25 protein-coding genes are annotated in these 26,760 nt (G+C 42.4%); 4 read left to right on the top strand and 21 right to left on the bottom strand.

Annotated features, from left to right (window positions below; translation table 11 throughout):
• Positions 1–110: 110 nt before the first annotated feature.
• The gene (locus KQ486_RS08330; protein ID WP_216687361.1) at positions 111–296 is read left to right on the top strand and encodes a hypothetical protein; all 186 of its coding nucleotides are present in this window, start codon (positions 111–113) and stop codon (positions 294–296) included.
• A gap of 159 nt (positions 297–455) precedes the next feature.
• Here the strand turns inward: KQ486_RS08330 and KQ486_RS08325 are convergent, their stop codons facing one another.
• From KQ486_RS08325 to KQ486_RS08250, 16 genes are all read right to left on the bottom strand, one after another.
• Entirely contained in the window at positions 456–1,781 is a 1,326-nt protein-coding gene (locus KQ486_RS08325; protein WP_216687360.1) for a (Fe-S)-binding protein, read from the bottom strand.
• Positions 1,774–3,189 carry an FAD-binding oxidoreductase gene (locus KQ486_RS08320; RefSeq protein WP_144161687.1) on the bottom strand — a complete coding sequence of 472 codons (1,416 nt, stop codon included), beginning with the start codon at positions 3,187–3,189 and terminating at the stop codon, positions 1,774–1,776. Before KQ486_RS08320 ends, KQ486_RS08325 begins: the two co-directional genes overlap by 8 nt.
• Positions 3,190–3,246: 57 nt before the next feature.
• Positions 3,247–4,092, bottom strand: a complete 846-nt coding sequence (locus tag KQ486_RS08315; RefSeq protein WP_144161690.1) for a MurR/RpiR family transcriptional regulator — start codon at positions 4,090–4,092, stop codon at positions 3,247–3,249.
• A 22-nt stretch (positions 4,093–4,114) separates the two neighbouring features.
• Positions 4,115–5,095, bottom strand: coding sequence for an ABC transporter ATP-binding protein (locus tag KQ486_RS08310; protein WP_246569248.1), 981 nt, complete (start codon positions 5,093–5,095; stop codon positions 4,115–4,117).
• The gene (locus tag KQ486_RS08305) at positions 5,088–6,083 is read right to left on the bottom strand and encodes an ABC transporter ATP-binding protein (RefSeq protein WP_144161695.1); all 996 of its coding nucleotides are present in this window, start codon (positions 6,081–6,083) and stop codon (positions 5,088–5,090) included. Before KQ486_RS08305 ends, KQ486_RS08310 begins: the two co-directional genes overlap by 8 nt.
• A 1-nt stretch (position 6,084) precedes the next feature.
• Positions 6,085–7,287: an anhydro-N-acetylmuramic acid kinase gene (locus KQ486_RS08300; RefSeq protein ID WP_216687359.1), complete on the bottom strand. Its 1,203-nt coding sequence runs from the start codon at positions 7,285–7,287 to the stop codon at positions 6,085–6,087.
• A 23-nt stretch (positions 7,288–7,310) separates the two neighbouring features.
• Complete coding sequence (locus KQ486_RS08295) at positions 7,311–8,141, bottom strand: ABC transporter permease (RefSeq protein WP_216687358.1); 831 nt, start codon at positions 8,139–8,141, stop codon at positions 7,311–7,313.
• Positions 8,142–8,177: 36 nt separating this feature from the next.
• Positions 8,178–9,122 (bottom strand): ABC transporter permease, encoded by a 945-nt coding sequence (locus tag KQ486_RS08290; protein WP_216687357.1) that lies wholly within the window; start codon positions 9,120–9,122, stop codon positions 8,178–8,180.
• 125 nt (positions 9,123–9,247) lie between these two features.
• Entirely contained in the window at positions 9,248–10,846 is a 1,599-nt protein-coding gene (locus KQ486_RS08285; protein WP_216687356.1) for an ABC transporter substrate-binding protein, read from the bottom strand.
• Positions 10,847–10,859: 13 nt separating this feature from the next.
• Positions 10,860–11,927 carry a serine hydrolase domain-containing protein gene (locus KQ486_RS08280; RefSeq protein WP_216687355.1) on the bottom strand — a complete coding sequence of 356 codons (1,068 nt, stop codon included), beginning with the start codon at positions 11,925–11,927 and terminating at the stop codon, positions 10,860–10,862.
• A gap of 9 nt (positions 11,928–11,936) precedes the next feature.
• Positions 11,937–12,839 (bottom strand): N-acetylmuramic acid 6-phosphate etherase, encoded by a 903-nt coding sequence (gene murQ, locus KQ486_RS08275; protein WP_375713326.1) that lies wholly within the window; start codon positions 12,837–12,839, stop codon positions 11,937–11,939.
• An 840-nt stretch (positions 12,840–13,679) separates the two neighbouring features.
• On the bottom strand, positions 13,680–14,135 hold the full coding sequence (locus KQ486_RS08270; protein WP_216687353.1) for a PH domain-containing protein: 456 nt from the start codon (positions 14,133–14,135) through the stop codon (positions 13,680–13,682).
• A gap of 76 nt (positions 14,136–14,211) precedes the next feature.
• Positions 14,212–15,417, bottom strand: a complete 1,206-nt coding sequence (locus KQ486_RS08265) for an Nramp family divalent metal transporter (RefSeq protein ID WP_216687352.1) — start codon at positions 15,415–15,417, stop codon at positions 14,212–14,214.
• A gap of 123 nt (positions 15,418–15,540) precedes the next feature.
• On the bottom strand, positions 15,541–15,768 hold the full coding sequence (locus KQ486_RS08260) for a hypothetical protein (RefSeq protein WP_144161722.1): 228 nt from the start codon (positions 15,766–15,768) through the stop codon (positions 15,541–15,543).
• A gap of 175 nt (positions 15,769–15,943) precedes the next feature.
• The gene (locus tag KQ486_RS08255; protein ID WP_144161725.1) at positions 15,944–16,234 is read right to left on the bottom strand and encodes a hypothetical protein; all 291 of its coding nucleotides are present in this window, start codon (positions 16,232–16,234) and stop codon (positions 15,944–15,946) included.
• Positions 16,235–16,246: 12 nt separating this feature from the next.
• On the bottom strand, positions 16,247–16,855 hold the full coding sequence (locus tag KQ486_RS08250; protein WP_216687351.1) for a pyroglutamyl-peptidase I: 609 nt from the start codon (positions 16,853–16,855) through the stop codon (positions 16,247–16,249).
• 86 nt (positions 16,856–16,941) lie between these two features.
• Between KQ486_RS08250 and menC the strand changes: the two genes are divergently transcribed.
• Entirely contained in the window at positions 16,942–18,054 is a 1,113-nt protein-coding gene (menC, locus tag KQ486_RS08245; protein ID WP_216687350.1) for an o-succinylbenzoate synthase, read from the top strand.
• A gap of 338 nt (positions 18,055–18,392) precedes the next feature.
• On the opposite strand, the gene proC is transcribed toward menC, so the two are convergent.
• Positions 18,393–19,181, bottom strand: coding sequence for a pyrroline-5-carboxylate reductase (gene proC / locus KQ486_RS08240; RefSeq protein ID WP_216687349.1), 789 nt, complete (start codon positions 19,179–19,181; stop codon positions 18,393–18,395).
• Between the two features lie 131 nt (positions 19,182–19,312).
• Here proC and KQ486_RS08235 point away from each other — a divergent pair, with 131 nt between their 5' ends.
• Complete coding sequence (locus tag KQ486_RS08235; RefSeq protein ID WP_216687348.1) at positions 19,313–20,398, top strand: ABC transporter ATP-binding protein; 1,086 nt, start codon at positions 19,313–19,315, stop codon at positions 20,396–20,398.
• 56 nt (positions 20,399–20,454) lie between these two features.
• Here KQ486_RS08235 and KQ486_RS08230 read toward each other — a convergent pair whose 3' ends face one another.
• Entirely contained in the window at positions 20,455–21,927 is a 1,473-nt protein-coding gene (locus KQ486_RS08230; RefSeq protein ID WP_216687347.1) for a GGDEF domain-containing protein, read from the bottom strand.
• Between the two features lie 1,049 nt (positions 21,928–22,976).
• Complete coding sequence (locus KQ486_RS08225) at positions 22,977–24,872, bottom strand: SEC-C metal-binding domain-containing protein (protein ID WP_216687346.1); 1,896 nt, start codon at positions 24,870–24,872, stop codon at positions 22,977–22,979.
• A gap of 86 nt (positions 24,873–24,958) precedes the next feature.
• Between KQ486_RS08225 and KQ486_RS08220 the strand changes: the two genes are divergently transcribed.
• Positions 24,959–25,132, top strand: a complete 174-nt coding sequence (locus KQ486_RS08220) for a hypothetical protein (RefSeq protein ID WP_186278564.1) — start codon at positions 24,959–24,961, stop codon at positions 25,130–25,132.
• A gap of 1 nt (position 25,133) precedes the next feature.
• Here the strand turns inward: KQ486_RS08220 and KQ486_RS08215 are convergent, their stop codons facing one another.
• Both KQ486_RS08215 and KQ486_RS08210 read right to left on the bottom strand, forming a co-directional pair.
• Positions 25,134–25,616 carry an AbrB family transcriptional regulator gene (locus KQ486_RS08215; RefSeq protein WP_216687345.1) on the bottom strand — a complete coding sequence of 161 codons (483 nt, stop codon included), beginning with the start codon at positions 25,614–25,616 and terminating at the stop codon, positions 25,134–25,136.
• The gene (locus KQ486_RS08210) at positions 25,609–26,133 is read right to left on the bottom strand and encodes an AbrB family transcriptional regulator (RefSeq protein WP_144161746.1); all 525 of its coding nucleotides are present in this window, start codon (positions 26,131–26,133) and stop codon (positions 25,609–25,611) included. Before KQ486_RS08210 ends, KQ486_RS08215 begins: the two co-directional genes overlap by 8 nt.
• Positions 26,134–26,760 lie beyond the last annotated feature (627 nt).

Raw genomic sequence — 26,760 nt, 5'->3', positions numbered from 1 at the left:
CAGATGTCAAAGATGAATAGGCTGTTTTACCCGTTGAAATCACTTGAGAGAATTTACACATAATAATGGACTTGACTAATCAGCTGTATTCGATGAGGGTGCGCTGGGATATGCTCCCTACTTCTGAATATATGCGACCACTGATTGTGGATATGCTCCCACTCCATGCGGATATGCGACCTGTTACGGGATTTATGCGACCATCTCGGCTATTTATGGGCCCGAATCTGAAATATATGCTCCCTGTGACAAGCTTAGCTGTATTTGATGAGAGTAAGCTGGGATATGTGCCCTAACCTTGGATATATGCGCCCACCAAACATGGATATGCTCCCACTCCATGCAAATATGCGACCTGTTATGGGATTTATGCGCCCGCCACAACAATTTATAGGCCCGAATCTGAAATATATGCGCCCTGTGCCTCGCACCCCTCACCCGCACGCCAAGCCGTATCACTCCACCACAACATACTCAGTCAAAAAATCGACGAGATGCATGGCTTCCATCTGATCAGACAAGCCGGCTTTTTCTATACCGAGTTTCATTTGTAAGAGGCATCCCGGATTGGAGGTCAATAAAAATTGAGCTTCGGTTTCTTTGACGTCCTCCATTTTTGAATCGAGTATGCGCATTGCCATTTCGGTATGAATCAGATTATAAATCCCGGCTGATCCACAGCATTGGTCGGCGGTTGATAATTCCACGTACCTCGCGCCATCAATCGATTGCATGATCTGTCTCGGTTCATCCACAACTCGATTGACGTTTCGTAAATGGCAGGAGTCCTGATAAGTAATGACCGCTTGGCGACCGTCTTTTAATTTCAATGAACGTCCGGTAACACCGAGTTTTTCGATCAGCGTTGATACATCAATGGTTTTCTCGGAAAAAGCCTTAGCTTTTTCCAACAACTCTGGATGATCTTTCAGTAAATGATCATACTCAGATAAAAACGCTCCGCAACCCCCTGCGTTGTTCACAATATAATCGACATCTTCAGCAAGGAAGGCCTCGATATTACGAATCGCATTCTCACGCGCCAAGTCAAGTTCGCCACTATGCCCTTGTAACGCACCACAGCACACTTGATTCTCTGGCACCCAAACATCGCAGCCTAACTTTCGCAACAGCTCGACTGTTGACTGATTCGTTTCAGAAAAAATCGTATCCATCATACATCCGGTAAAAAAGGCGACCTTTGTCGTTTTCTTTGTACTTTGGTACGTATGTCCTTTTTTGATCTCGCTCTTATTTAAAATTGGCAAAATCGCTTCCATATCTTTCATGATCGATGGAAACAAAGAAAGAACCCCTGTTTTACGCGTCAATGCTTGAATCCCTGATTTTTGATAAAACCGGATTAAGCCTGTCGTCCGTTCCATTGTCCGCTGGTTTTTAAATAAATGCTTGAACGCTCCATAGCGGGCAACTTTTTCCGTCACTGAATGCTTTTTCTCACGTTGAATGACATTGCGAGCACTTTCCAGCAATGAACCATACTCGACACCAGCCGGACAAGCCGGTTCACACGCGCGGCAACCTAAACATAGATCAAGCGATTCCTCAATTGAATCATCAAATGGAAGCATCCCATCACGAACAGCTTTCATCAAGGCGATTCGCCCACGCGGTGACTGCGTTTCATCGAAATTCGAATGCAAATAAGTCGGACAAGCCGGCAAACAAAAACCACACCGCATGCAATCCAGCAGCTTTTCTTCTTCAACTTCTTGTTGGAATCCTTCTTGGATCCGAACGTGTAATTGGGCTTCAGCCATTGTGAACCACCACCCGTTTTCTCGTCGACTTCGCAAACATCTTTCCTGGATTCATGATGTTATTCGGATCAATGGCCTGCTTAATGCCTCGCATGACAGCCAATCCACCTGGACCGACCTTCCATTCCAGATAGGATGATTTCATTTCGCCAACACCGTGTTCACCGGTAATCGTTCCTCCCATGTTGACGGCTGTTTCGAAAATCTCGGCAAACGCTTCTTCCACACGCTTCATTTCATCTTCATCTCGCGCATCGGTTACGGCAGTTGGATGTAAATTCCCATCACCCGCATGACCGAATGTATGGATCCGAACGTCATATTTTTCAGCAATCCGAATAATTTCACGGACCATCGGCGCAATTTCTGAACGCGGAACCGTCGCATCCTCAAGCATTGTCGTTGGCGTCAGTTGCGCTAGGCAAGACAGCGCATCCTTTCGCGCACGTCGTAAATCTTCTGCTTCCTGTTCATTTTTCGCCTTGGAGATTTCTCTTGCACCGTATTGCTCACAAATCGTTAACACGGTTGCCATGTCAGAACCGACAACTTCTTCAGGCCCATCCTGTTCAATTAACAAAATCGCTTCCGCATCAAGTGGCAAACCAATTTGTTTATAACCTTCCACGACTTGAATCGTTCCCTGATCCATAAACTCGAGTGTGGCCGGAATAATTTTAGCGGCGATAATCGCAGAAACCGTCTCGGCCGCTTTTTCCAATGAATCAAACACAGCCAATAAAGTTTCATTATGCGTAGGCTTTGGAACTAACTTAAGGATCGCTTCCGTCACGATGCCAAGTGTGCCTTCAGAACCGACCATTAAACTCGTCAAGTCATACCCCGCAACATCTTTGGCCAATTTTCCACCGGTTCGAATCACTTCCCCACTCGGTAAAACAACTTCAAGTGCTAACACATAATCTTTCGTCACGCCGTATTTCAAGCCACGCAATCCACCTGAATTTTCACTGATATTGCCACCGAGTGTCGAAATTTTTCCAGAGCTCGGATCAGGCGGGTAAAACAATCCCTCTTCCTCAACAAACGCATTCATTTCATCCGTAATCACGCCAGGCTGCACGGTCACCGTCAAATTCTCTTCATCGAGTTCGAGTATCTGATTCATATGCCGAAATAAAAGAACGACACCGCCCATCGTCGGAGTCGTACCTGCAGCCAAATTTGTTCCCGATCCACGCGGAACAATCGGAATCTCATGTTTTTGACAAAGCTTCACAATCCCGGATACTTCCTCTGTATTCCGAGGCGAGACGATCAAGTCCGGCAACGATTGGAAATTCGCTGTCGCATCATACGAGTAAGCGAGCTTCGAGGCGCTTGAATGCTGGACATTTTCTTTCCCGCATAACTGTTCAAATTCTTGAATGATCGCTGGAGATAACATATAATCTCTCCTTTAAAATAAGTACGTAATCACGTTCGCAACCGAAACAACCTCTACTTATTCATACAACGAACGGATCACTTGTCGTGTTGAATCCAAGTATTCGATCGTTTCATCAAATGTTTTTGAAGCGACACACATAAATAAAATATCGATGACATGAAGTTGGGCGAGTCGAGAAGATGTCGCACCACTTCTGAAGTTCGCTTCCTTTGTCGCTGAAGTAAATAAGTTAATATCCGCCAAACGGGCCACCGTCGAGTCACCATACTTCGTCAAGCTGATCGTCTTCATTCCGGAATCCTTGGCAATTTGCAAAGATTTTATGACTTCATTTGTCTCTCCAGAAAAAGAAATAGCCATCAATGTATCTTCTGCTGTCCCATTGGCAATGGTCGTCGCAGCCATATGTAAATCCGAAAACACAAATGCATTCCGGTTAATACGCAAAAACTTTTGCTGAGCGTCATAGGTAGCAATACTAGAAGCGCCAACTCCATATAAGTGGACGTTTCGGCTGTTCAAAATGACCTCAACGGCTTTTCTTAGTTGATCGACATCCAGCAAATCTGCCGTTTCTTGAATCGTTTGTTGACTGATCGTCGTCACCTTTTGCAAGATGGAATCAATCGATTCATTGCGATTAATGTCTCTTTCTTCTACTGGTTGTTGGCGTTGCAAGTCACCCGCAATGCGCAATTTCAGATCTTGAAATCCTTTTAATTTCAATGATTTGCACATGCGGATAACGGCCGCACTACTTGTTCCGCTTTTTTTCCCGAGTTCTGTCACCGTCATTGAAACCGTATCTTGCGGATGTTCCAATATATAGTGAGCAATTTTTTTCTCCGAATTCGGCAGCTTCTCCATCATTTCTTTCACAATCAGTAACCCTGAATTCATCAGTATCCCTTTCCTTCTTCAGCTATTTTTCATCATATAAATGACAGGCAACCCAATGGTCATTCTTTACTTCTTGGAAAACTGGATTTTCCGTCACACAGCGGTCATGGGCGGCAGGGCATCTCAAGCGAAACGGACAGCCAGAAGGTGGATTAGAAGGGTCTGGAACGTCACCTTGTAAGATGATCCGTTCTTTTTTCTCAGTCGTCGACAGATTCGGAATTGCTGACAACAAAGCCTTCGTATATGGATGCAGCGGCTCCTTATATAGATCGTCCGTTTTTGCCAGCTCCATCATTTGTCCTAAATACATGACACCGACCCTGTCACTTAAATGCTTGACAACGTTCAAGTCGTGCGAAATAAAAATATACGTGAGTTCAAACTCTTCCTGCAAGTCTATTAATAGATTTAAAATTTGCGATTGCACAGACACATCCAATGCCGAAACAGCTTCATCAAGAATGACCAATTTCGGATGAACGATCAACGCCCGTGCGATACTGATCCGCTGTCGTTGACCACCACTGAATTCATGTGGAAATCTACTTAAATGTTTTTCCGATAAACCGACACGGTCAACCATTTCCTTGGCTTTTTCAATCGCTTCTTTTTTCGAACATAAATCATGCGTCAATAATGGCTCGACCAATAACTCTTGGACCGTCATTCTTGGATTCAAGGAACTATAAGGATCTTGGAAAATCAGTTGAAAATCTTTCCGCTTTTTCCGAAATGCCCGTTTTTTAATATCATATAGATTTTCACCATTGAACCAAACTTCTCCTTCTGTCGGTTCCAACAAACGCAAAATGGTTCGACCGGCCGTCGACTTCCCACAACCACTTTCTCCGACGATCGAAAACGTCTCATTCTCTTTAATGGAAAAAGAAATGCCATCGACGGCTTTGACGTAGCCTTGGGTTGTTTTAAAGACTCCCCCTTTAATCGGGAAATGCTTCTTTAAATTTTTCACTTCCAAAACAACTGGCTGATTACTCATTCGGATTTGCCTCCTCATCGTGAAGCCAACACTTGCTCGTTTGATCTGCCCCTACTTGAAATGCTGGTGGCTCTTCGCTGAAACATTTATCGAAAGCAAATGGACAGCGCGTTGCAAACCGACAACCGAGCTCTTGATATTCATCTGGTGTCGGGACATTACCTGGAATGGAATAAAGCTTTTCAGAACGGTCGCCTAATGTTTTAATCGATTTCAGTAATCCTTGCGTATAAGGATGTTGCGGGTTGTCAAACACATTTTTGACCGTAGACTCTTCCACCACTTGACCCGCATACATAACGGCAACCCGGTCACACGTCTCCAAAATAACGCCTAGATCGTGTGTGATCATTAAAATGGACGTGCCATGTTCTTCGGTTAAATCATTCATTAAGTCGAGGATTTGCGCTTGAATGGTGACATCCAGCGCGGTTGTCGGTTCATCGGCAATCAACAGCTTCGGTTCTGTAATCAGCGCCATCGCAATCATTACCCGCTGCCGCATCCCTCCAGATAACTGGTGCGGATAATCGTCCATGATTTTCTCCGGTCGAGAAATACCAACACTCGTCAGCATCGCAATCGCTTTTTCACGCATTTCTTTTTTACTCATTTTGCGGTGATATTTTAACACTTCAATGATTTGGTATTCAATCGTATAAAGCGGATCTAACGCTGTCATCGGCTCTTGGAAAATCATCGCAATGTCTTCACCGCGAACGTCGCGCATTGCCTTTTTGCTTAAGTGATTCAGCACTTTTTCTTCTTCAGTCCGTAAAATAATTTCGCCTTGACCGATCGATAGATTATCCGATAATAGATTCATCACTGCCAAGGAAGTCAAGCTTTTGCCACTGCCTGATTCACCGACAATGCCATACTTCATTTTCCGGTCAATCTTTAGATTAATATTTTTGATGATGTTAAATGATTTTCGTTTCGACTGAAAATCTATGGAAACATCTTTCAATTCCAACAAACTTTCCACGCTAACTCCCCCTTATGGAAAGAACCTTTTCGAACGCTTGTGGTTGTGTGTAGCTCAGCTTACCCATAATGACTTCATGGTCCGCATTGGTAAACTCACGGATTGTATTGGTTTTTCCCTGTAAGAAATGATAGCCGAATACGACAAACGCCGCAGCTTCCTTCACATCGCTAGAAATTCCGAACTCATCGATTGTGGTGACACGCTGCTCTGGTAAATCATCTTGTAAAAATCGGAGAAGCGTTTCGTTATGTCCGCCTCCACCTGAAACAATGACTTCATCAAGTGGTTTATTCGCCGATAAAATGAAATCGTTATAGCTGTTCGCAATGGTTTTCGCCGTCCAAGCCGTCACACTGGCAACGAGGTCATCCGCTGATAGATTCATCGCTTCTGCCCGGTTCATGACACCATCGACATAGGCTTTTCCAAACACTTCACGGCCGGTCGTCTTCGGTGGTTTCCGTGAGAAATAATCATGCTGCATTAATTCATCGACGAACGCGTTATTCACTTGTCCTTTCGCAGCCCACTCACCGTTTTTGTCATAGGTTAACGTTTTCTCCGACAACCGATAAACCACTTCATCGATCACCATATTGCCAGGCCCTGTATCAAACGAAGTCAGCTGCTGGTCATCACCACGGCCAAGATATGTCACATTCCCGATGCCACCGATATTCTGCAAAGCACGTGATTTCTTTTCATCTTTGAAAAATACGTAATCCAAGAAAGATACAAGCGGTGCACCTTGTCCATCTGCTGCCATATCGGCAGTCCGAAAGTCGCCAACGACCGGCAAGCCTGTTCGCTCAGAAATAACCGAAATATCACCGATTTGTAGTGTGCTTTTCGGTTGAAACTCATTTTTCCCTTCATCCGGCAAATGATAGATTGTTTGTCCATGACTGCTAATAAAATCAATATCCTTTAACGAATAATCCGATTGATCGACGAGTTGCAAAACCGCTTCACTGAACTTTTCCGCCAAATAAAAATTCATCGCCGTAATCTCATCCACGCGTGCCGTCTCTTCATCGCATAAAGCCATGATTTTTTGTTTCTCTGCGTCGGTATAAGAAATACTATAGGCATCAAGCACTTCCAGCTCAGTTTCAAAGCCTGTGCCATTAACCCGGCAGAGAACTGCATCAATTCCATCGAGAGAGGTACCTGACATCAAACCGATTCCTAACTTCGACATGTTTTTCATCCTTTATCAAAAAGTTATTGTTTTAACTTCGGATCGAGCAAATCTCGTAAACTATCACCCAATAGATTAAAACAGAAAATTGTAATGATGATTGCCGTCACGGGGAACGCCATCATCCATGGCGCAATTTCCATATAAGAGCGACTCTCATTCAGCATGACGCCCCATGAAGGATCCGGTGGCTGAACACCTAAGCCTAAAAAGCTTAAACCGGCTTCTGTTAAAATGGCACCTGATAAAGCGAGGGTAATTTGTACGATGAACGGCGCCATTACGTTCGGTGCAATATGTTTGACGATAATCTTCGTATTGCTGACTCCAACCGCTTCTGCATTGGTAATGTATTCATTTTCCTTAACGGTCAACACTGCTGAACGGATCAAACGGGTGAAAACCGGCGTAAACACAATACCGATCGCAATCATCGTGTTCGTCAAGCTCGGTCCTAATACCGCGACAATCGTCAAGGCTAAAAGAATATCCGGAAAAGCGAAAAAGATATCCATGATCCGCATGATAAACTGGTCGATTTTCCCTTGAAAGAAACCAGCCAACAAACCGAACAACAAGCCAAAAAATGCTCCGATTCCAACGGCGATCAAGCCGACTTGCAAGGAAACTTGCGCACCATAAACGACACGGGAAAAAATGTCGCGACCAAATTCATCGGTACCGAAAAGAAACTGGGAACTCGGCCCTTCCATCGTATGCAGCGTGTGCATTTTATCCGGCGCATAAGGCGCGATGATCGGCGCGAAAATAGCCAACAAGACAACAAGCAAAACACCGATCAGACCGACGAGCCCCACTTTGTCTTCTATTATTTTTCGTGTAAAATCTCTCATTCGAATCCCACTTTCTTAAGACTCATCCATGCTAGACTATTTGTACGATATTCTCGGATCTAAATAAGAATAGAGTAAGTCAACGAGCAAATTAATCAGGACAAAAACAAAAGCAATAAATAAAATAGCCCCTTGCACGACGGTAAAGTCACGTTGGTTAATACCGGTTAACACCATTTGGCCTAATCCCGGTAAAGAGAAAATCTGTTCAATGATGACCGTACCACCGAGTAAAACGCCAATTTGCATCCCGATAATCGTTAAAATCGGAATCAGCGCATTTTTAAAAGCATGATTGAAAATGACCACTCGCTCCCTCACACCTTTAGCGCGTACAGTACGAATGAAATCTTGCCGCAATATTTCCAAAATGGACGATCGGGTCATCCGCATGACTGCTCCAGCCATTCCTGTTCCAAGCACAAAGGCAGGTAAGAAAAGGATTTGTAGATTCTTTACTGGATCTTCGAAAAAACCGACATATCCGACTGGCGGGCTGTAATTGAAGCTAAGTGACAGAACTAAGATTAAGATTGTTGCCAACGCAAAGTTTGGAACGGACACACCTAATAAGGAAATGATCCGAACGGAGAAGTCCGTTTTTGTATTCCGTTTCACCCCAGCAATAATGCCGAGTGGAATAGCAATAATCCATGAAATGAAGGCTGCTAAAATGGTCAATTCAAACGTGATCGCAAAGCGGCTTAAAATTTCCGGCAGAATTTCTGCCCCAGTCCGCATGGATACACCGAAATCCCCGACAAGCACACCGGACATCCATGTAAAATATTGCTCATACAACGGCATATTAAGACCAAATTTATTACGTAGTGCTGCTAATGATTCTTCTGTAGCGCTTGTCCCGAGAATTGTTTGTGCAACATCTCCCGGGATGACTCGAAGCGTAAAGAAAATAACGACCGAGACACCAAACAACACTGGAATAATCATGAGAAGCCTTCTAATTATATATGCGTACATGAATCTCACCCTTAAGTAGAAAGATGAGGCTGCTTATCAATAAGCAGCCTCTCATTCTTTTTTAACCCGGAGCAACCAACATTTTGTAAATCTACTCGAGTTGCTCGGTCAATTGAATAATGAACTTATTTCTTCGTTGTTTCTACAATATATTCAGCATTGTGCGGGTATGGTTGATAGTTTTCAACAGAGTCCCGAACAGCCACATAGTTCTTCGGAGAAACTAAGAATAAGTTTGGAGACTGTTCCAATAGATGATTTTGTGCTTCTACATAGATTTCTTGACGTTTTTCATCATCAATCGTTGTTTTACCATTTGTAACGATTTCATCATACGCTTCATCCGCATAACCCCATACGTTTGCAGAACCTTCAGAATTAAAGAAGTAGTTCATTGCACGGTCTGGGTCACTTCCGGAACCGTTTCTTCCGACAAGAACGTCAGCAGAAGTATTTGACCAAATGTCGATGTACTCGCCCCATTCAACTTGCTTAATGGATGCATCGACACCGATTTCTGCCCACTGTTGCTGTAGAATCTGAGCCGTATCAATCATGTCAGCATACGTAGAAGCTGCAGTGATTTCAATTTCAAAGCCGTCACCATAGCCCGCTTCTTCCAATAACTGACGTGCTTGATCAAGATCATTTGAATAAAGATCATGTTCTTTCACATCGATCGACCAGTTCCCCATAGATGGTGCAATCGGACCACTGACTGTCGCCTGGCCATTCCATACGATATCCGCAATCGCTTCACGGTTCGTCGCAAGACTTAGTGCTTGGCGGACCTTTTGATTACTTAAGATTTCGTGGTTCATATCAAAACCAACATAGCTATATTCCAATGTTTGAAAATCCATCACATTGACGTTTTCTTCGTTTTCCAAAAGCTCAGCCGATTGTGCGGTAACAGTAGTCATATCGACTTCACCCGTACGCACCGCTGATAATCTAGAAGCTTCTTCAACCATTGTGTAATATTCCAGTTTGTCTACTGCTGGCTGTCCTTCAACATAATAATCTTCGTTTTTGGATAGCGTTACACGGTTATCTGGAACCCATTCTTCCAATTTGAATGGTCCTGTTCCTACTGCAACCTGCTGCAAGTCACCATTTTCTTCAACAACTGCTTGATTGACGATCGCTGCACTAGAGTTTGTCAGATTCGTTAACAGTGTTGCATCCGGACTTGCTAAGTGGAACGTAACTTCGTAAGTGTCCGTTGCTTCCATGCTATCGATCGAACCAAGATAAGAAGCAATATGTGAACCCGTTTCTTCATCTAAAATACGCTCAAAACTATAAATGACATCTTCTGCTGTCACTTCGTCTCCATTATGGAAAGTGACACCTTCTCTTAATTGGAAAACAAGTGTCGTATCGTCTTTCCAGTCCCACTCTTTCGCAAGATCTGAAGTAATTTCCATGTTTTCATCGAAACGCACTAACGTACTGTAAATTTTTGAATAAACACGAACGGATGAATGTGCTGGTGTAATATGTGGATCAAGTCCTGCCGGTTCTTGATCGTTCGCAATTTTCAACACTTGCTCTCCAGACGATTCTTCTTCATTGCCTTCTTCCGTTTCTGTATTTGTATCTTCCGTTTTTTCCGTATCTGTTTCACCGGACGATCCTTCATCATCGCTTCCTCCACAAGCCACAAGCAACATCATGAATGTAATCGCAAACAAAGCCAAAAGAATTTTTTTGTTTTTCAAGAGTTCCTACCTCCTAGTATTTTTGAATCGAATCCACTACTTTTTGATGTACCTGCAAGCGATAAGGATTAATGTTCTTTGGTGTCGATTCATTCAAGCGGTTCGTTAAAATAATCCCCGTCAGCTCATTGGTTCGGTCAAGCCAAATCGATGTTCCTGTAAATCCTGTATGACCAACTCCAGTCGGAAATGGTTCACCCGAATGCCAACCGAGTCCTCTTTGTTCGATTAACGAGCAAAGCGATCGGTCGACTAACTCTTGCTCAATAAAGACGGTTCCTTTATGTAGTCCCCCTTTTCTATATAAATCTAGTATTTTTTGTAAATCATCTATACTTCCAAATAACCCTGCATGGCCTGCTTGACCACCGAAAAAATAATGAGCATTGCCATCATTCACTTCGCCTTTCATGGCTTGATCGAAATCTCTCCAACCATCGAAGGAAGTATTGCGTTCGGAACACATTTTTCTCTCTGTCTGGTTCCCGAACTCTGTCTGTATAACGGTCTTGTCATTCGTTACAGGCCCGTAGGTTAATGTCCGAAGTTCTAAAGGTTTTACGATTTCGCTATTCACAAAATCATTTAGACGCATATCTGTAATTGCTTGGATTACTTCACCCAATAACATGAAATTCAAGTCACTATAAACCGTTTTTTTCTCTTGATTATGTGTGAGTTCCATTTGGGTTAAAGCTTCCAAAAAATCTCTCGTTTGTAGACTATAAAATGGATACCATGCCCTCAAACCGGATGAGTGTGTTAATAGTTCTTCAATCGTGATGTGTCCGATTTTTCCTATAAGCGACTTCGGTAGCGGTAAATGCTCAGCTAATGTTGAATCGAGTGATAGCTTCTTCTCTGTGATTAATCTGAGAATCCCCGTCGTCGTGACGATTTTTGTCAGACTCGCCAAATCAAAAATCAATAGATTAGACGGTTCATTGATCCACCTGCCATCCGAGTAAGACAGCCGAACCATTTCGTGATTAGCCTGCTTGAATAAGAGATCGACTGTATTAAAATAGTTTTCTGTTAGAAAAGAATCAGTGATGGTCTGGATTTCTTTTTGTAATTCCATCATTATCACCTACTGTTTCAGCAATTGTTGAATCGCTTCTTTGACGAATCCATTCGACGCCTTCAATGCAAGTTTCACAGATTCATAAGTTTGATTTGTCATGATCATGACGATTGCCGGCTTCACTTGAAATTCTGTTTCTTGTAAAACAGCTTCCGCTTCTTCGTACCGAACATCAGCGGCTTCTGCCACAATCGATTTTGCGCGCTCGCGAAGTTTATGATTAGACGCTTTGACATCGACCATGTAATTTTTATAAGCCTTCCCCACCTTGACCATGGAAATGGTTGAAATCATGTTCAATACCATTTTGTGAGCGGTAGCTGCTTTTAACCGAGTCGAGCCCGTCAAAATTTCCGGACCTGTTTCTACTTCAATAGAGTAATCGGCATATTGACTGATTTCACTCTTTTGATTACTCGCGAGACTGACCGCTGTTGCTCCAATTTCCTTTGCGAATTTCAGCGCGCCGATCACGTAAGGCGTGCGGCCACTTGCCGCAATACCGACCACGACATCGTTTTCAGTCAAGTTTCTTTGAGATAAATCATTCCTGCCATTCACTTCTTGATCCTCAGCACCCTCTACAGCTACGAGAAACGCTTGCTGACCGCCAGCCATGACCGCTTGTACTTGTTCCGGCGGAGTACTGAATGTCGGCGGGCATTCAACCGAATCTAAAATCCCAATCCGTCCACTCGTTCCGGCACCAACGTAAAATAACCTCCCTCCGTTTTGAAAACTTTCGCAAACTTTTTCAATCACTTGCTCGATTGAAGGTAGCTCCTTGGCAACCGCATCAGCAACCAAACGATCCTCTTCATTCATCAGCTGAAGAATTTCACGGACCGGCATCTGATCGAGTTGCAAAGATTTTTGGTTTTGTCTTTCTGTCGTAAGCTTCGTTAGCATATCCATGTTCATACCTTCCTACTTAATATGAAAGCCTTTTCAAAAGTGGTTTTAAAAAAAGACTTACACTTAAGCTAAGTACTATATATTCATTGTATAAAATAAAATATCAAATTTCAACAATATTTTGTGAAATTTATTTTTATTTAGCAGTTGATTGTTAAAATTCTGAAAGGAATTACTTATAGTATGGGGCATATATATACATCAACCAGGTTGGTTCCTCTGAGATTTGATTGGGCGCATATAAATGAAAAGTGGGAGCATATTTTCTGCCGGCGGGCTCATATATCGCCTGGTCGGTCGCATATGTGTAGAAAACGGGGCATAACACGCCAGGATAGGTCCATATTTCCTGAGGTTGGGCGCATATACCTACATCATCCAGATCGGTTCCTCAGGGATCTGATTGGGCGCATATAAATGAAAAGTGGGAGCATATAATCTGCTCGCGGGCTCATATCTCGCTTGGTCGGGCGCATATATGTAGAAAACGGGGGCATAACACACTAGGATAGACCCATATTTCCTGAGGTTGGGCGCATATATCTACATCATCCAGATCGGTTCCTCTGGGATCTGATTGGGCACATATAAATGAAAAGTGGGCACATATATTCTGCTCACGGGCTCATATATCGTCTGGCCGGTCGCATATGTGTAGAAACCGGGTACATATTGCGACATATAGGGGGCATATTTTCAAAAGATGGTCGCATATACGGCCGCTAAAATCACCTTACTTCAGCCGCCAACAACAAAAAATCACTCCAGTCAAAAAATTAACTGGAGTGAAATTCTATTTCATTATGTCGTTTCTCTTTTTTCCCGATGGAACCATCATAACTCTATGTGATTCTTTAATTTCTCATCCAATTCAATCCGCGGATTTTCTTCCAATAACATCACAACGAACTTTTCTTCATGATCTGGAGAGATTAACGCGACCTTATAATGTCCATATAATATTTCCATCCGATCAATCGATAAGGCCGGTGCTGAAAATGGGTTTTTGGTTTTACTTAACTTTTTAATTTCACCGATTGGCACGGTTGTTTTAAACGGTCCTGAACGTATAACGATCTTTCCGTCCTCTACTAAATAACCCGTACCAAACCAAATCCATAGCAAAAATCCAATCAGTAATACGTTAATGATGATGCCGATTAAACTGTCATACGCGATTAGCTGAAAGCCACTAGGTTCGCCACCTACAAAATAAACGCCGACTAAAAACAAAATAATTCCCCAGAATATCAAGAAAAAAAGCAAGTCATTTTTGGACGGAAAATACATCAGCAAACCTCTTCTCGAAATTTGTATAAAGAACCATGCCAGTCACGTGAACTGACATGGCTCCCTCTAACCCTCATTAAATAATTTCAAAACTATTTAACGTCAGCAATAACGTAATCGCAAATATAATCCATCCGACAATATTTAGCCATGTTCGGTTTGTATTTTCGCCGAGCATTCGACTATTGTTCATGACGAACATCAAGAAAAGAACGATAATCGGCAAAATGAGTCCGTTCGCATATTGAGAGAATACGATGAGCTGTATTGGACTATAGCCCATACTAGCAAACACGACACCTGTGATTAATATGAACAACCAAATGGCACGGAATTTATAGGATTTCAGGTTTTGTTTCCAACCGAGCACTCCAGTTGTCGCATAAGCTGCAGCAAGTGGTGCCGTCATCGCTGAAGTGATCCCTGCTGCAAAAATACCAATCCCGAAAACATATTTTGCCCACGTACCTAGCAGTGGCTCCAATTGGTCTGCCATATCAATCGGATTTTCGATATTTGTTCCAAGCGGAAAAGCCACCGCTGCCGTCACGATGATCGAAACGGTAACTACCATGACGATGACCATTGAAAAAATAATATCAAAACGGCTATCGCCTAAACGCTCTTTTCCTTCATACCGTTCTTGCACCGTTGCCGATTGTAAGAAAAGCGTATAAGGTACAATCGTTGTCCCGATTAAAGAGATCACTAAAATTGCTGCCCCGTCGGGAATTTCAGGAGCAAACCCACCAAAAATCTCGCCGATATCCGGTTTGATGACAATTGCCGTGAGAATAAAACTAAAACTCATAACGGCTATTAATACAATAAAGACACGCTCAATCATTTGATAATTTCCAAACCATAAAAGCAATGCAGCAATCACACCTATAATAATCGACCAGTAAGAAACTGGCGTGTCCGTCAGTGCAGCCACACCAATGGCTCCACCAGTAATGTTACCCGCTTCGTATGCCGCATTCCCGACGAAAATCGCTGAAATGATCAACAGGATTGTAGCCGTTTTCAAAATCGGATTCTGAAATTGATTTCGAAACGCAGCGCCTAGATCCATTCGAGATACGACGCCCAGCCGAGTTGTCATTTCTTGTAAAAACATCGTCGCCAAGACGGAGAAGACGAGCGCCCAAATGAGTATGTAACCAAATTCCGCACCAACAGATGAGGCCGTCGTCACCGTTCCCGGCCCGACAATCGCTGCTGCGACAATCGTTCCTGGTCCAATTCGTTTAATCCGTTCGACCAACCCTTTCCGAGCCATAAAAATCTCCCTTTCAATCTTTTTTGACTCAAGTATACATTTTTTTCTGATTATTGACAAAGCTCGAGGATATAAAAAAAGCCTCAACAGCAATTTCTGGCTATTGAAGCTTTTTGAACAACATTATTTTTCATCAATAAAGTATTGTGCACCGTTTGCCACACGTTCCTGTGGACTCAGTCGGTGTCCATCTTGGTCTTCGATTCGGATTTCACCTTGCAAATGCTCACTGAATGCTTCTTGATCATAAGTCATGAGTGCATCTCTCACCCGTGCACCCATAAACACTTCAACTTCTTTTCCATTGACATAAACATTCACTGTACCATCTAAACCTTCTAGTTCACTCATGCAATCACCTCGTTATTTTCTGCCTCGAATTTTGTTATATAATTTCTTAGCTAAAAATACACGAAATAACATTCGAAAAATCCACCGCATCAGGGACACACCTTTTTTGCCGTTTTAGAATACTATTCCCTGATCGCTCTTTTTTCAATCATCATGAACTTAGAAGCGCACCGGTTTATAACTTTCCATGCGTAAATTTTTGAGTCAACTTGAAATAGATATAAGATGCAATGACCACACCAAAAATGGCAATGCCCCAGCTGAGAATCCAATGCAGTGTAGCATGATCGATCATATCCAAAATCCAATTGCCGAAAAAGTAAATAATGATGACACCAACCGCGACAGCTGTCACAAGACTAATAATGAAACCAATCCATTCGCGGAATTTTAGCCTTTTTAGATCTTTCCACATTAGCAGTAATGTGCCCATTAGCAACAATACAAATGAGATAATTTCACCCATAACGCTCCCCCTCTATTGTTCGAGACATGACAAACAAATTCGAACGGCTTCTTGTAAATCCGCTTGAGACCAACTTGGAATCCGTCCATGCTCGACAGCTAATTGATGTGAAGCCGGGATATGAATAAACCCTGCTGGCGCTTGTTGTTTATTTTGTTGAAAGTAATAAAGCGCTCTGTACATGACATGATTACACAAATAAGTTCCAGCTGAATTGGATATTTTCGCGGGATACCCTGCTTCATGCAAGCGGTCGACCATTTGCTGAATCGGTAATGTCGAAAAAATGCCATCGGGTCCTTCCGTATGTATTCGCTCGCCCCGCGGCTTGTTCCCTGCATTATCTGGTTGATCGGACTCATTACAATTAATCGCAATCCGCTCAGGCGTTAGTTGGTTTCTTCCACCTGCAAGACCTAAAGATACAACAGCATCTGGCCCCACTTCATCCATCAATTCGATCATCGCATTGCCACTTTTTTCATAATCAACCGGCAAATTTTTGCCGATCACCTGGTACCCAGCTATTTCTATTCCATGAAGATTTTCAACAATATTCATCGTCGGGTTTTCACTGAAATTCAAAAACGGTTCAAAACCGGTTAACAATAATGTCTTCATCTGACTCGCTCCCTTTTCTGTCATTTTAACACATTGGAGATATGATAAAATGGAGAAAATAACTGATTGTTTAAAGGAGTCATTCCATGATCCCGATTCAAAAAATCACATTACATAAATTACGTATGCGTATGAAAAATCCATTTCAAACGAGTTTTGGCACACTCCAAAATAAAGAACTTTTTATCATAGAAACAGAAGATGCTGAGGGCAACCGTGGTTATGGCGAATCCGTAGCCTTCACAGAACCTTGGTATACAGAGGAAACCGTCGCAACGACAGAGCATATGCTCATTGATTTTCTAATCCCATTATTGACGGAAAAACCAATCGATCATCCGCGTGAAGTAACCGAACGCTTTGCAGTCATCCGACGGAATAACATGGCGAAAGCATCCATTGAAGGCGCGGTGTGGGACCTTTATGCCAAAAGAAAAAACATTTCGTTGAGTGAAGCGCTCGGGGGTAGTCAAGAAACGATTGATGTCGGGATTAGTCTCGGTATTGCACCTACGACCGATGAATTGCTCGACCGCGTCCAAGAAAAATTAGATGCCGGCTATAAGCGGATAAAACTAAAAATCAAGCCCGGCTTTGACATCGATCCACTGACCGAGGTGCGGAGAGAATTTCCGGATGCGCAATTGATGGTTGATGCCAATTCTGCCTACACCCTAGAAGATATGGCACATTTGAAGCAATTGGATACGCTCGATTTGATGATGATCGAACAACCACTCGGTCATGATGATATTGTCGATCACGCTATGTTGCAACAAGCGATCGAAACACCGATCTGTTTAGATGAAAGCATCAACTCATTTGAAGACGCTCGGAAGGCGATTGAACTCGGAAGCTGCCAAGTCGTCAACATCAAAATCGGACGCGTCGGCGGACTGACCGAAGCCAAACGCATCCACGACTATTGCGCCGAAAAAGGAATTGCCGTTTGGTGTGGCGGCATGCTTGAAGCAGGCGTTGGACGAGCGCACAACATCGCACTCACAAGCCTGCCGAACTTTACCGTCCCCGGTGACACCGCAGCCTCCGCACTTTATTGGGAGCAAGACATTATTACACCCGAAGTAACCGTCCAAAACGGCGAAATCACTGTGCCAACGGGTGCTGGAATTGGATTTGACATCGATTATGAGGCAATGGAGAAATTTACGATTGATCAGAAGGTGTTTGAATTTTGATTCGGCTATAGCGAGCGTGTTTAGCGTTAAGCGGTCAAAAGAGTTTGTTTAACGTTCAAATAATGTACGTGATCGTTCAAATGAGAGCGCTCAACGTTCAAATAACGCGCGGGACCGTTCAAATGAGAGCGCTCAACGTTCAAACGGTGCGCGGCAGCGTTCAAACAAGAGCGCTCAACGTTCAAAAGATAAACACGACCGTTCAAACGGTGTGGATAACCGTTCAAAGTACGCAAGTGAACGTTCAAAGAATTACCTTAACCGCTCAAAGCAATCACGATAAACCCACAAAAAAAACGCGCTCTTCATTCAATTTCTGAAGAGCGCGCCACCTGATATTATTCTTCTCTCGTCGCATCCATCGCTTTAATGATACTGTTACGGAATCCGTTTTCTTCCAACGCTGCAATGGCTTTGATCGTCGTGCCTTTCGGTGTACATACTTGGTCCTTCAGTTCTCCTGGATGAATGTCGGTGTCGCGCACCATTTTCGCGGCACCCAGAACGGCTTGACTGGCCAAGCGATACGCCTGTCTTCGCGGAATTCCTTGTTTCACCGCGCCATCTGCCATCGCTTCAATCATGACATAAACATATGCTGGGGATGAACCGGATACTGCAGGAATCGCGTCCATTTGCTTTTCTTCCATCACTTCCACTTGGGAGAAAGCTTCGAATATTTTAATGACCTCACCTTGTTCTTCATCTGATACGAGTTCGTTTGGGCTAATAACGGTCATGCCCTCTCCGACAAATGAAGGTGTATTCGGCATGCTGCGCACAACTTTTGTTTGCTCCCCGAATACGTCGGTAATGTCTTTAATCGAAACACCTGGTGCGATAGTGATGATGATCGCACCCTTCTTTAAATGTCCTTTTACTTCTTCAATCACTTCTGGATAAACATACGGCTTCACTGCAAAAAATAAATAATCACTTTCTGAAGCGACCTTCTTGTTATCTTTAAACATTTCAATCCCGTATCGCTCTTCCATCCAATTGATTGTGCGGGTCGTCAATGCCGATGCAAAAATTTGATCCTTATTGACCATTCGTGATTCCAACATCCCACCAATCATGGCTTGTGCCATTTTTCCACTGCCGATAAAACCAATATTTTTATCCATCTCAGATTCACCTCGTACGAATTGTTTCATTTAATTTTAGTAGATAGAAGCTTGAAAGTACAGGGTTATACTAGGCGGCATTCAAACAAATACGTTAAAATAAATACAAGTAACGACGGAGGAGAATACATATGACTGAGCTTCGGTTAGAAAATCTGTCAAAATCCTATGATGGAAAAAACGTTGTGGTCAATAACATTAATTTACATATACACAATAAAGAGTTCATCGTTCTCGTAGGTCCATCCGGGTGCGGCAAATCAACGACATTACGTATGATTGCAGGACTAGAAAATCCTTCATCAGGAAATATTTATATCGATGAAAAAAGAATGAATGATCTTTCACCTAAGGACCGCGATATCGCGATGGTTTTTCAACATTATGCTTTATACCCACATATGACCGTTTATGGGAACATGGCGTTTGGATTAAAGCTTCGAAAGTTTTCGAAAAAAGAGATTGATGAGCGCGTTAAACATGTTGCGCAAATTCTCGACTTAAAACCATTTTTGAATCGTAAGCCGAAATTTTTATCTGGCGGTCAGCGTCAACGCGTCGCTTTAGGAAGAGCAATCGTCCGCGATTCAAAAGTATTTTTGATGGATGAGCCGCTCTCCAATTTGGATGCGAAATTACGTGTTCAAATGCGTGCAGAAATTCAAAAAATCCATCAAGAGCTCCAGACAACAACGATTTACGTAACACACGACCAGGTTGAAGCAATGACAATGGCCACCCGATTAGTCGTGATGCATCAGGGTGAAATTCAACAAATCGGTGCTCCGAAAGAAATCTTTGACAATCCGAAAAACACATTTGTCGCAGGATTCATCGGTTCACCTTCTATGAATCTCATAAACGGGACAATTGTAGACGGTCACTTTATCGTCGGTCAATCAAAATTTCTGCTCCCTGAACCTCACTTTCAAACCTTGAAGGAACGTGGCTACGAAAATAAACCCATCATTTTAGGCATCCGACCTGAAAATATCAGCGAAAGTCTAGATGACAACTATGCAACGTTCGAAGCCACTGTTCGAGTCGTCGAATTATTGGGATCGGAAAGCTATGTATATACGACAATTTCCGGGCAAGAATTGGTGGCACGTGTTGATTCCCATGCAGATTACAAAGCAGGAGACACGATGAAATTAGCTTTCGACTTAGACCATATTCACTTTTTTGATTACGAAACCGAAGAAAGAATTTCATAGATTGCTTATTTAAAAAACTCCAGATTAGTCACTTCAATAACTAACCTGGAGTTTTCCTATTCATCCTCTATTCCATGTGTTAAAAATCCCCATTGATTCTTCCCTTTTTCCTTCGATTGATATAGGGCTGCATCCGCTTTTCGAAATAGTGATGATGCATTTTTTCCATGGTCTGGAGATAGCGAAATACCGATACTCGCAGACACGTTCAACTGACGCAACATTTCATGGTCCCCAAAAACTTCTTCAAGAGATTTCAAGATTCGGTTTGCTGTCTCGACCGCTTCTTCACGACTGCTATCCTTGATGATCACAACAAATTCATCACCGCCATACCGATAAGCAGTAGCCTGTTCAGGTATATTTTCTTCAATCGCAAATGCAACTTTTTTGAGTAACCGGTCACCAGCCTCATGACCGAGCAAATCATTTACCGATTTAAAATAATCCAAATCAATCATTAAAAAAGCATAATTTGTACGTTTCGCAAGTGATTGGTTGAGCACTTCCTCAAATGCCGTGCGATTTTTCAATTTCGTTAAACCATCATGGAAAGCGAGATGCATCGGAATCGACACCCACCGAGAAATAAGCGCCGCAACCAATATAGCAATGACGATAATCGCCGTCATCTGCAAGAAAAATTTATTTCGCTGGGAATCTAATACGGATGTCAACATATCTCGATTCATGACCAACTCGATCACTTTCTTCTCCGATGTACCTGAATCAAACTCCGATTGGTAAGGAATATATCGATAAGTGAATCCATCTTTCTTCATCTCTTGCTCCGTGTTGGAACCCAACGCTCGTGAAAAAACTTCCTTTCGCTCTCCGCTCAACTCAGCTTCTTCCCGTGCCATTCCATAGGCCAGTCCCCATATATTCAGTATTCGTACCGATTCGACCGACACAAATTTTTGTGTCAATTGATCTTCATACTCCAAAAAATTAAACGTATGAAAAACCTCTTCATTACCTAGATCATTCCCGAGCTCGATCACATACTTACCATCTGGAGTCCCCATGTAACTGTATTTCTTTATTTTCCCGGTTTTCTGTTCAACTTCCATTCCATCATGATGGAAAATTCCATTCATCCGGTACTGATCCAGTAATACAGCTAGCTTTGAACAACAATCATCAAAATCCATTCCGATATCATCGGCAAAACTACTATGTGTGATTTCATTTTCCTGATTGATGATATAGATATCCATTCCTATTTCTTTTTTCAACTCAGCAAAATTCCATGTATCGAAATCAGGATTACGTTGATATTTCTCAACGAACCGTTCAGATATATTTTCCATCTGTTCAGCGATCTCCTGATCAAGAAAATAATATGCTTTTTCCGTCGTTTCCAATGATTGAGTCACCATATCTTCAATATGCTGCATCTTCTCTTCGTGATCTTGTGTCGTTTGTTTCTTCAATTCATTGAAATTCACGAAAGCAATCGTTCCAGCGATCATGACAGCGAAAACAATCATCGTCAAAAATAATTTAATTCGAAATTTCTTATACATCCTGCTTCTCCCCAGCTTATGTACGATTTATTATGAACCATTCCATATCGTAGCATAAAAAACAGAAAAAAAGTTCAATTAGATTCTGATTCGGCTCATAAATTTGCAATTTGTTCACATAAAATTCTAGATTGGTACCATTTAATCGTAGGTTGGGTTCATAAATTCATAATTCGGTCCCATATATCCGTTGCATGGGCGCATATTTCATGTGACACGGAGCATATATTTTGGTTTGGCATATATTTTTGAGGCTAGTCTATGTATACCGGGGGCGGGAGCATATATTTTGAGATTGGTCGTATATATTTCAAATATGGGTGCATATATCCCTCGAATGGGTTCATATCACCAAAACTCGGGCACATATCTCATCCTGTTGGCACATATTTTTCAAATTAGGGTGCATATCTGAAGCAATAACTTCCCTATAGGGGGTGAATTTACGTGGGATCAGATTCCAAGGGCTCCGAAAATATTCTCTGCCTAAGGGAGCATATATTTTGAAATTGGGTACATATATTTCAAGAATGGGCGCATATGTCCCATCAATGGGACCATATAAACAAAACTTGGGCACATTTCTCATCTACTTGGCTCATATTTTTCTAATTAGGGTACATTTCCGAAGCAACAACTTCACATTAAGCGACGAATTCACGTGGGATTGTTTCCAAAGGCTCCGAAAACAATTCTCCGCCTAAGGGAGCATATATTTTGAGACTGGGTACATATATTTCAAGAATGGGCGCATATGTCCTATAAATGGGACCATATAAACAAAACTCTGGCACATTTCTCGTCTACTTGGCTCATATTTTTCAAATAAGGGTCCATATCCAAGCCCTCTCCCGCAAAAAAGAACCCACCTTTAAACAGGCGAGATAAAAAGCTGCAGGCAACTAGAAATCGACCCAAATTTCATTAAATGGTGTGCATTGTCGATAATGACAACCAACCGTTTCTTATCCTTACTCAGTTCATTGACGTTATAACCATGAATTAGGTAGAAAAAATAAAACCCACCAGATTCCTGGTGAGTTTGTGGGTTAAAATTGAATCTCTCTGACTTTTTCCAGAAGTGGTTCGTCCCAATACTGTGCATACTGACTCGCATATTGATAGGCTTCGTATTCAGCTTGGCCAATCTCAGGGGTGATTTTCCCGCCCCTCTGAACATCGGCTAGAATGCCCATCACGACGATGACTTGCTCATTTTCTTGAATGGCTTGTTTGATTGATTGGTTCAATTCTTTCTCTGGCTTTTCGGCCTTGTAATCATACAGCACTTTGTGATACATCATTTCAGTTGTTTGTTCTGGAAACGCATCAAACAACTTTTCTGCTCGGTCAAATTTTCCGAGTTCGATCAGTAACGGAATCAAATCATAACGAACGCCAAGATTATCATTTTCGTTTAAATACATGATCCGCTCAAAGTACTCCCTTGCTTTTTCCTTCTTATTTACTTCTATCAAATATTTCGCATATGCATATAAAGCTCGCATATAAGGTCTTGTTTCAACCATCATCCAATACGAGCCTGCATTTTCCTTCTCGAATTCATCATCGAATTTCTCTTCTCCGATTTTCACTGCATCTGTCAAACAGCGTTCTCTCTCATCAGATGAAAGGTGAAATGAATAGAGAATGAGTGCATCGATATAATCAGGTTCAAGGTTCAATACTTTTTCAAGCGTCTCTTTTTGCTCTTGGGATTGTGCGTGGACCGCTTCCTCAAACAATTTTTCGGCTTCTGATTTGTCGGGAATCATCCGTTCGCCGCCCGTTTCATTCCATTTCTGAATAAACCGCTCGATGTCTTCCTCATCTTCAAAGACTTGCTCGTTCATCGCCCGAAACATATCTTCTGCTGGACTGGAAAAATCCGCTGCTGGAGATTGTCGGGTAATAATCGGCGATCCCATTTCCATTTTATCATCAAAATATTCCTCGATTTGTTTTTTCCGATTACTGATCGACCCAGTTGTTGTTTGATATTTTTCGGCTAAAAATTTGAGTGTCACCTTTTTATAATCCTCTGGATAAAGGTCTACCCGGTAAACATATTCAAAAGCCGCAATTATTGGTTCTGGTTTATTGATTTGAATATAATTAACACGTGCCATATTTTCCCACTCAGCAATCATTTCATCAATGACATCTTCATTTCCAGGTTTCTGAAGCTGACGAATCCCTTGCGAAACTTCCTCTTCTTCCGGAAGCAAGGAAAATGAACCAATCATATCTTCAGTCGCTTCTTCCATCATTTCATCTAAATGATCAATTGCCGGAAAGATATAATCAGTTGTTCGTAAAAATTCATCAATACTTTGTCCTTCTTCATCTGCCGCATACGAAATCAATTGTTTCAAAAGATCCATTTCTTCATCGATGATCTCTATTAGTTCATGCGGAAAAATTTGATATGGACCACACTGTACAGGGAGTCCAAAAACACAGTCTATCTCCGGGTCGTCTGTATGGAATCCTAAAAGAAGCGACGTTTCTTCTTCGGTGAACACATTTTTCGCACGCGCGATACCATTTTCCATTTCAAGAATTTCAAAAAATGACGACTCAACCTTATGCCATTCATCCATACTTCGGATGACGGATTCCCGTCGTTCTTTTTTCTTCTGGTGCGCGATAACGTGATCAAGATAAGATTTGCTTTCTCCCTTTTCCTCATTTCGTAACGCGTTCAATAACTTAGAAACTTGATATACAAAATCAAGGTCATTGTCTTCAAGATCCACAAACCGAGTCGGCAATAAATGAGTATAGTTCTCTGTAATTTCGAAAATCATTCGTTGAAACGCTTGGATGGTTTCTTCAAACATCCCTTGAGATACCATCCCTGCCACTTGTTGAACTTTATTCAAGCAACACTTTTTATACTTTTTTCCACTTCCACACGGACACGGGTCATTTCTTCCAATCATACTTAGTCACCTCGTTCAAGTTCATTTGCTTTCAGTATATGGCATCTTGTATAATCAGTAAACAAAGGCTTCGAGGAGGTTTATTTATGAAAATCCATTTTCTAATTGGCATTTGGCTTGGTTTTTTCATCTCATTTTTAATATCTGGTTGGTATGATGGTGAGTTTAATTGGACTTTCCTAATTGCTTCATTAATCGGTGGTACGCTAGCTCACTTTTTACTGATCGTTCCACTTTCACGAAAATATCCTCAAAAATAATTTAAAACAACATGACGAGAAGTGGTACGCTCACGACAATCGCAATCACGCGAATCGTATGAACCATGATCACGACAGGCATTTGAGCTCCGAACTCCTCCGAAATTATCGTCACTTCACTCATTCCAGCCGGCGCTGAACTGCAAAATGACGTCACGATATCAAATTGAAAAACACGATGCAGAACCCACGTTAAGATAACGGCAAGAATTAAATGGGCAATCGGCGCCAACAGTGCAACCTTCCAAACGGATTGAATCGCCTGAAATGTTTCTGTCGTAAATGCGAGGCCGATACTCCCTCCGATGATACTTTGCATGACTTTTTTTGCACGGAAACTAAAGGTCGGTAAATTTTTTCGGACAAATTGATAGCCACCGACCGCAAATAAGGATCCGAGCAACGTCCCAAGAGGAATCCCTGAATAAAATCCAATCGTACCGCCGGTAAAAGCCAATACGGCTACAAAAATCCACTTATCCATTGAGATCCCCCTCTCTCTTTCTCAATCGCATTGCTTGTTTCAATAAAATTGGAAACAGACTCATAATGACGACAACGCGCACAAGATGAACGAGTACAACAGTCGGTGCATCCAAGTCCAATTCCTGCGCTAATGTCGCAACTTCCACAATGGCACCAGGCGATGCCGCGAGCGTTGCCAGAACAGGATTAGTGCCCGTCATCCAACCGAGCGTCGCACCTGCCACACCTGTAAAAATAACCACGATGACCACGACGACAGCCAAGCTTTTCCCGAGCGTGATTAATTGTTGTTTATTAATTTTAATCAACGACAACCCAAGCATCGCACCGAGCAACACCTGAATGACAAACGAAATCGAAACGGTTCGCTCCAAATGTAAAATATCGAAATACTTCGCCAACCCGACCGCAAACATCGAGCCAAGAACGACGCCAACCGGCAAGCGGGTAATATAGCCAATCGCCCCGCCGATTAACGCGAGAATAAGATAAAAAATCACAGAAGCTGTCATCATCTATCGGTCCCTTTCATGCTAAACATCTATTTTCTATAATAATCGAGTCACTTCGGAAAAGAAACCCAGGGAGGGAGGATGTGTCTTGGTTTTCGGTGGATATGTTTTGGGGAGTGGGCTCATATTTCTTGGAGTTGGGGTCATATATTTTGAGGTCGGGCTCATATATCTTGAAGTTGGTCGTATAAATTAGGATGCTGGGTGCATATCTCTATAAATCGGGACCATATATGCCACAAATGGGTGCATATGACTTGAGGTAGGGCGCATATATTCTGGCGTTGGGAGCATATAGCTTGAGATTACCGCATAGATCATGGAGATTAATACATATTTTTTGAAGCCGGCTCATATATCCTGAACTTGGGCTCATAAATTCGGTCTCTGGGCACATATCTCTGTAGCTCGGTACCATATATGCTACAGCTGGGTGCATATGGCCTGAAGTAGGGAGCATATATTCTAGAGTTGGGGGCATATAGCATGAGATTACCGCATAAATCATAGACTGAATACATATTTTTCGGAGTGGGCCCATATATCCTGAAGTTGGTCTCATAATTTCGGTCTCTGGGCACATATCTCTGTAGCTCGGTACCATATATACCACAGCTGGGTGCATATGAC

The organism is Allobacillus halotolerans (genome assembly GCF_018967645.1).
GTDB lineage: Bacteria > Bacillota > Bacilli > Bacillales > Alkalibacillaceae > Allobacillus > Allobacillus halotolerans.
Note: the sequence above shows the minus strand (reverse complement) of the source record. Positions and strands in the feature narration are given on the sequence as shown.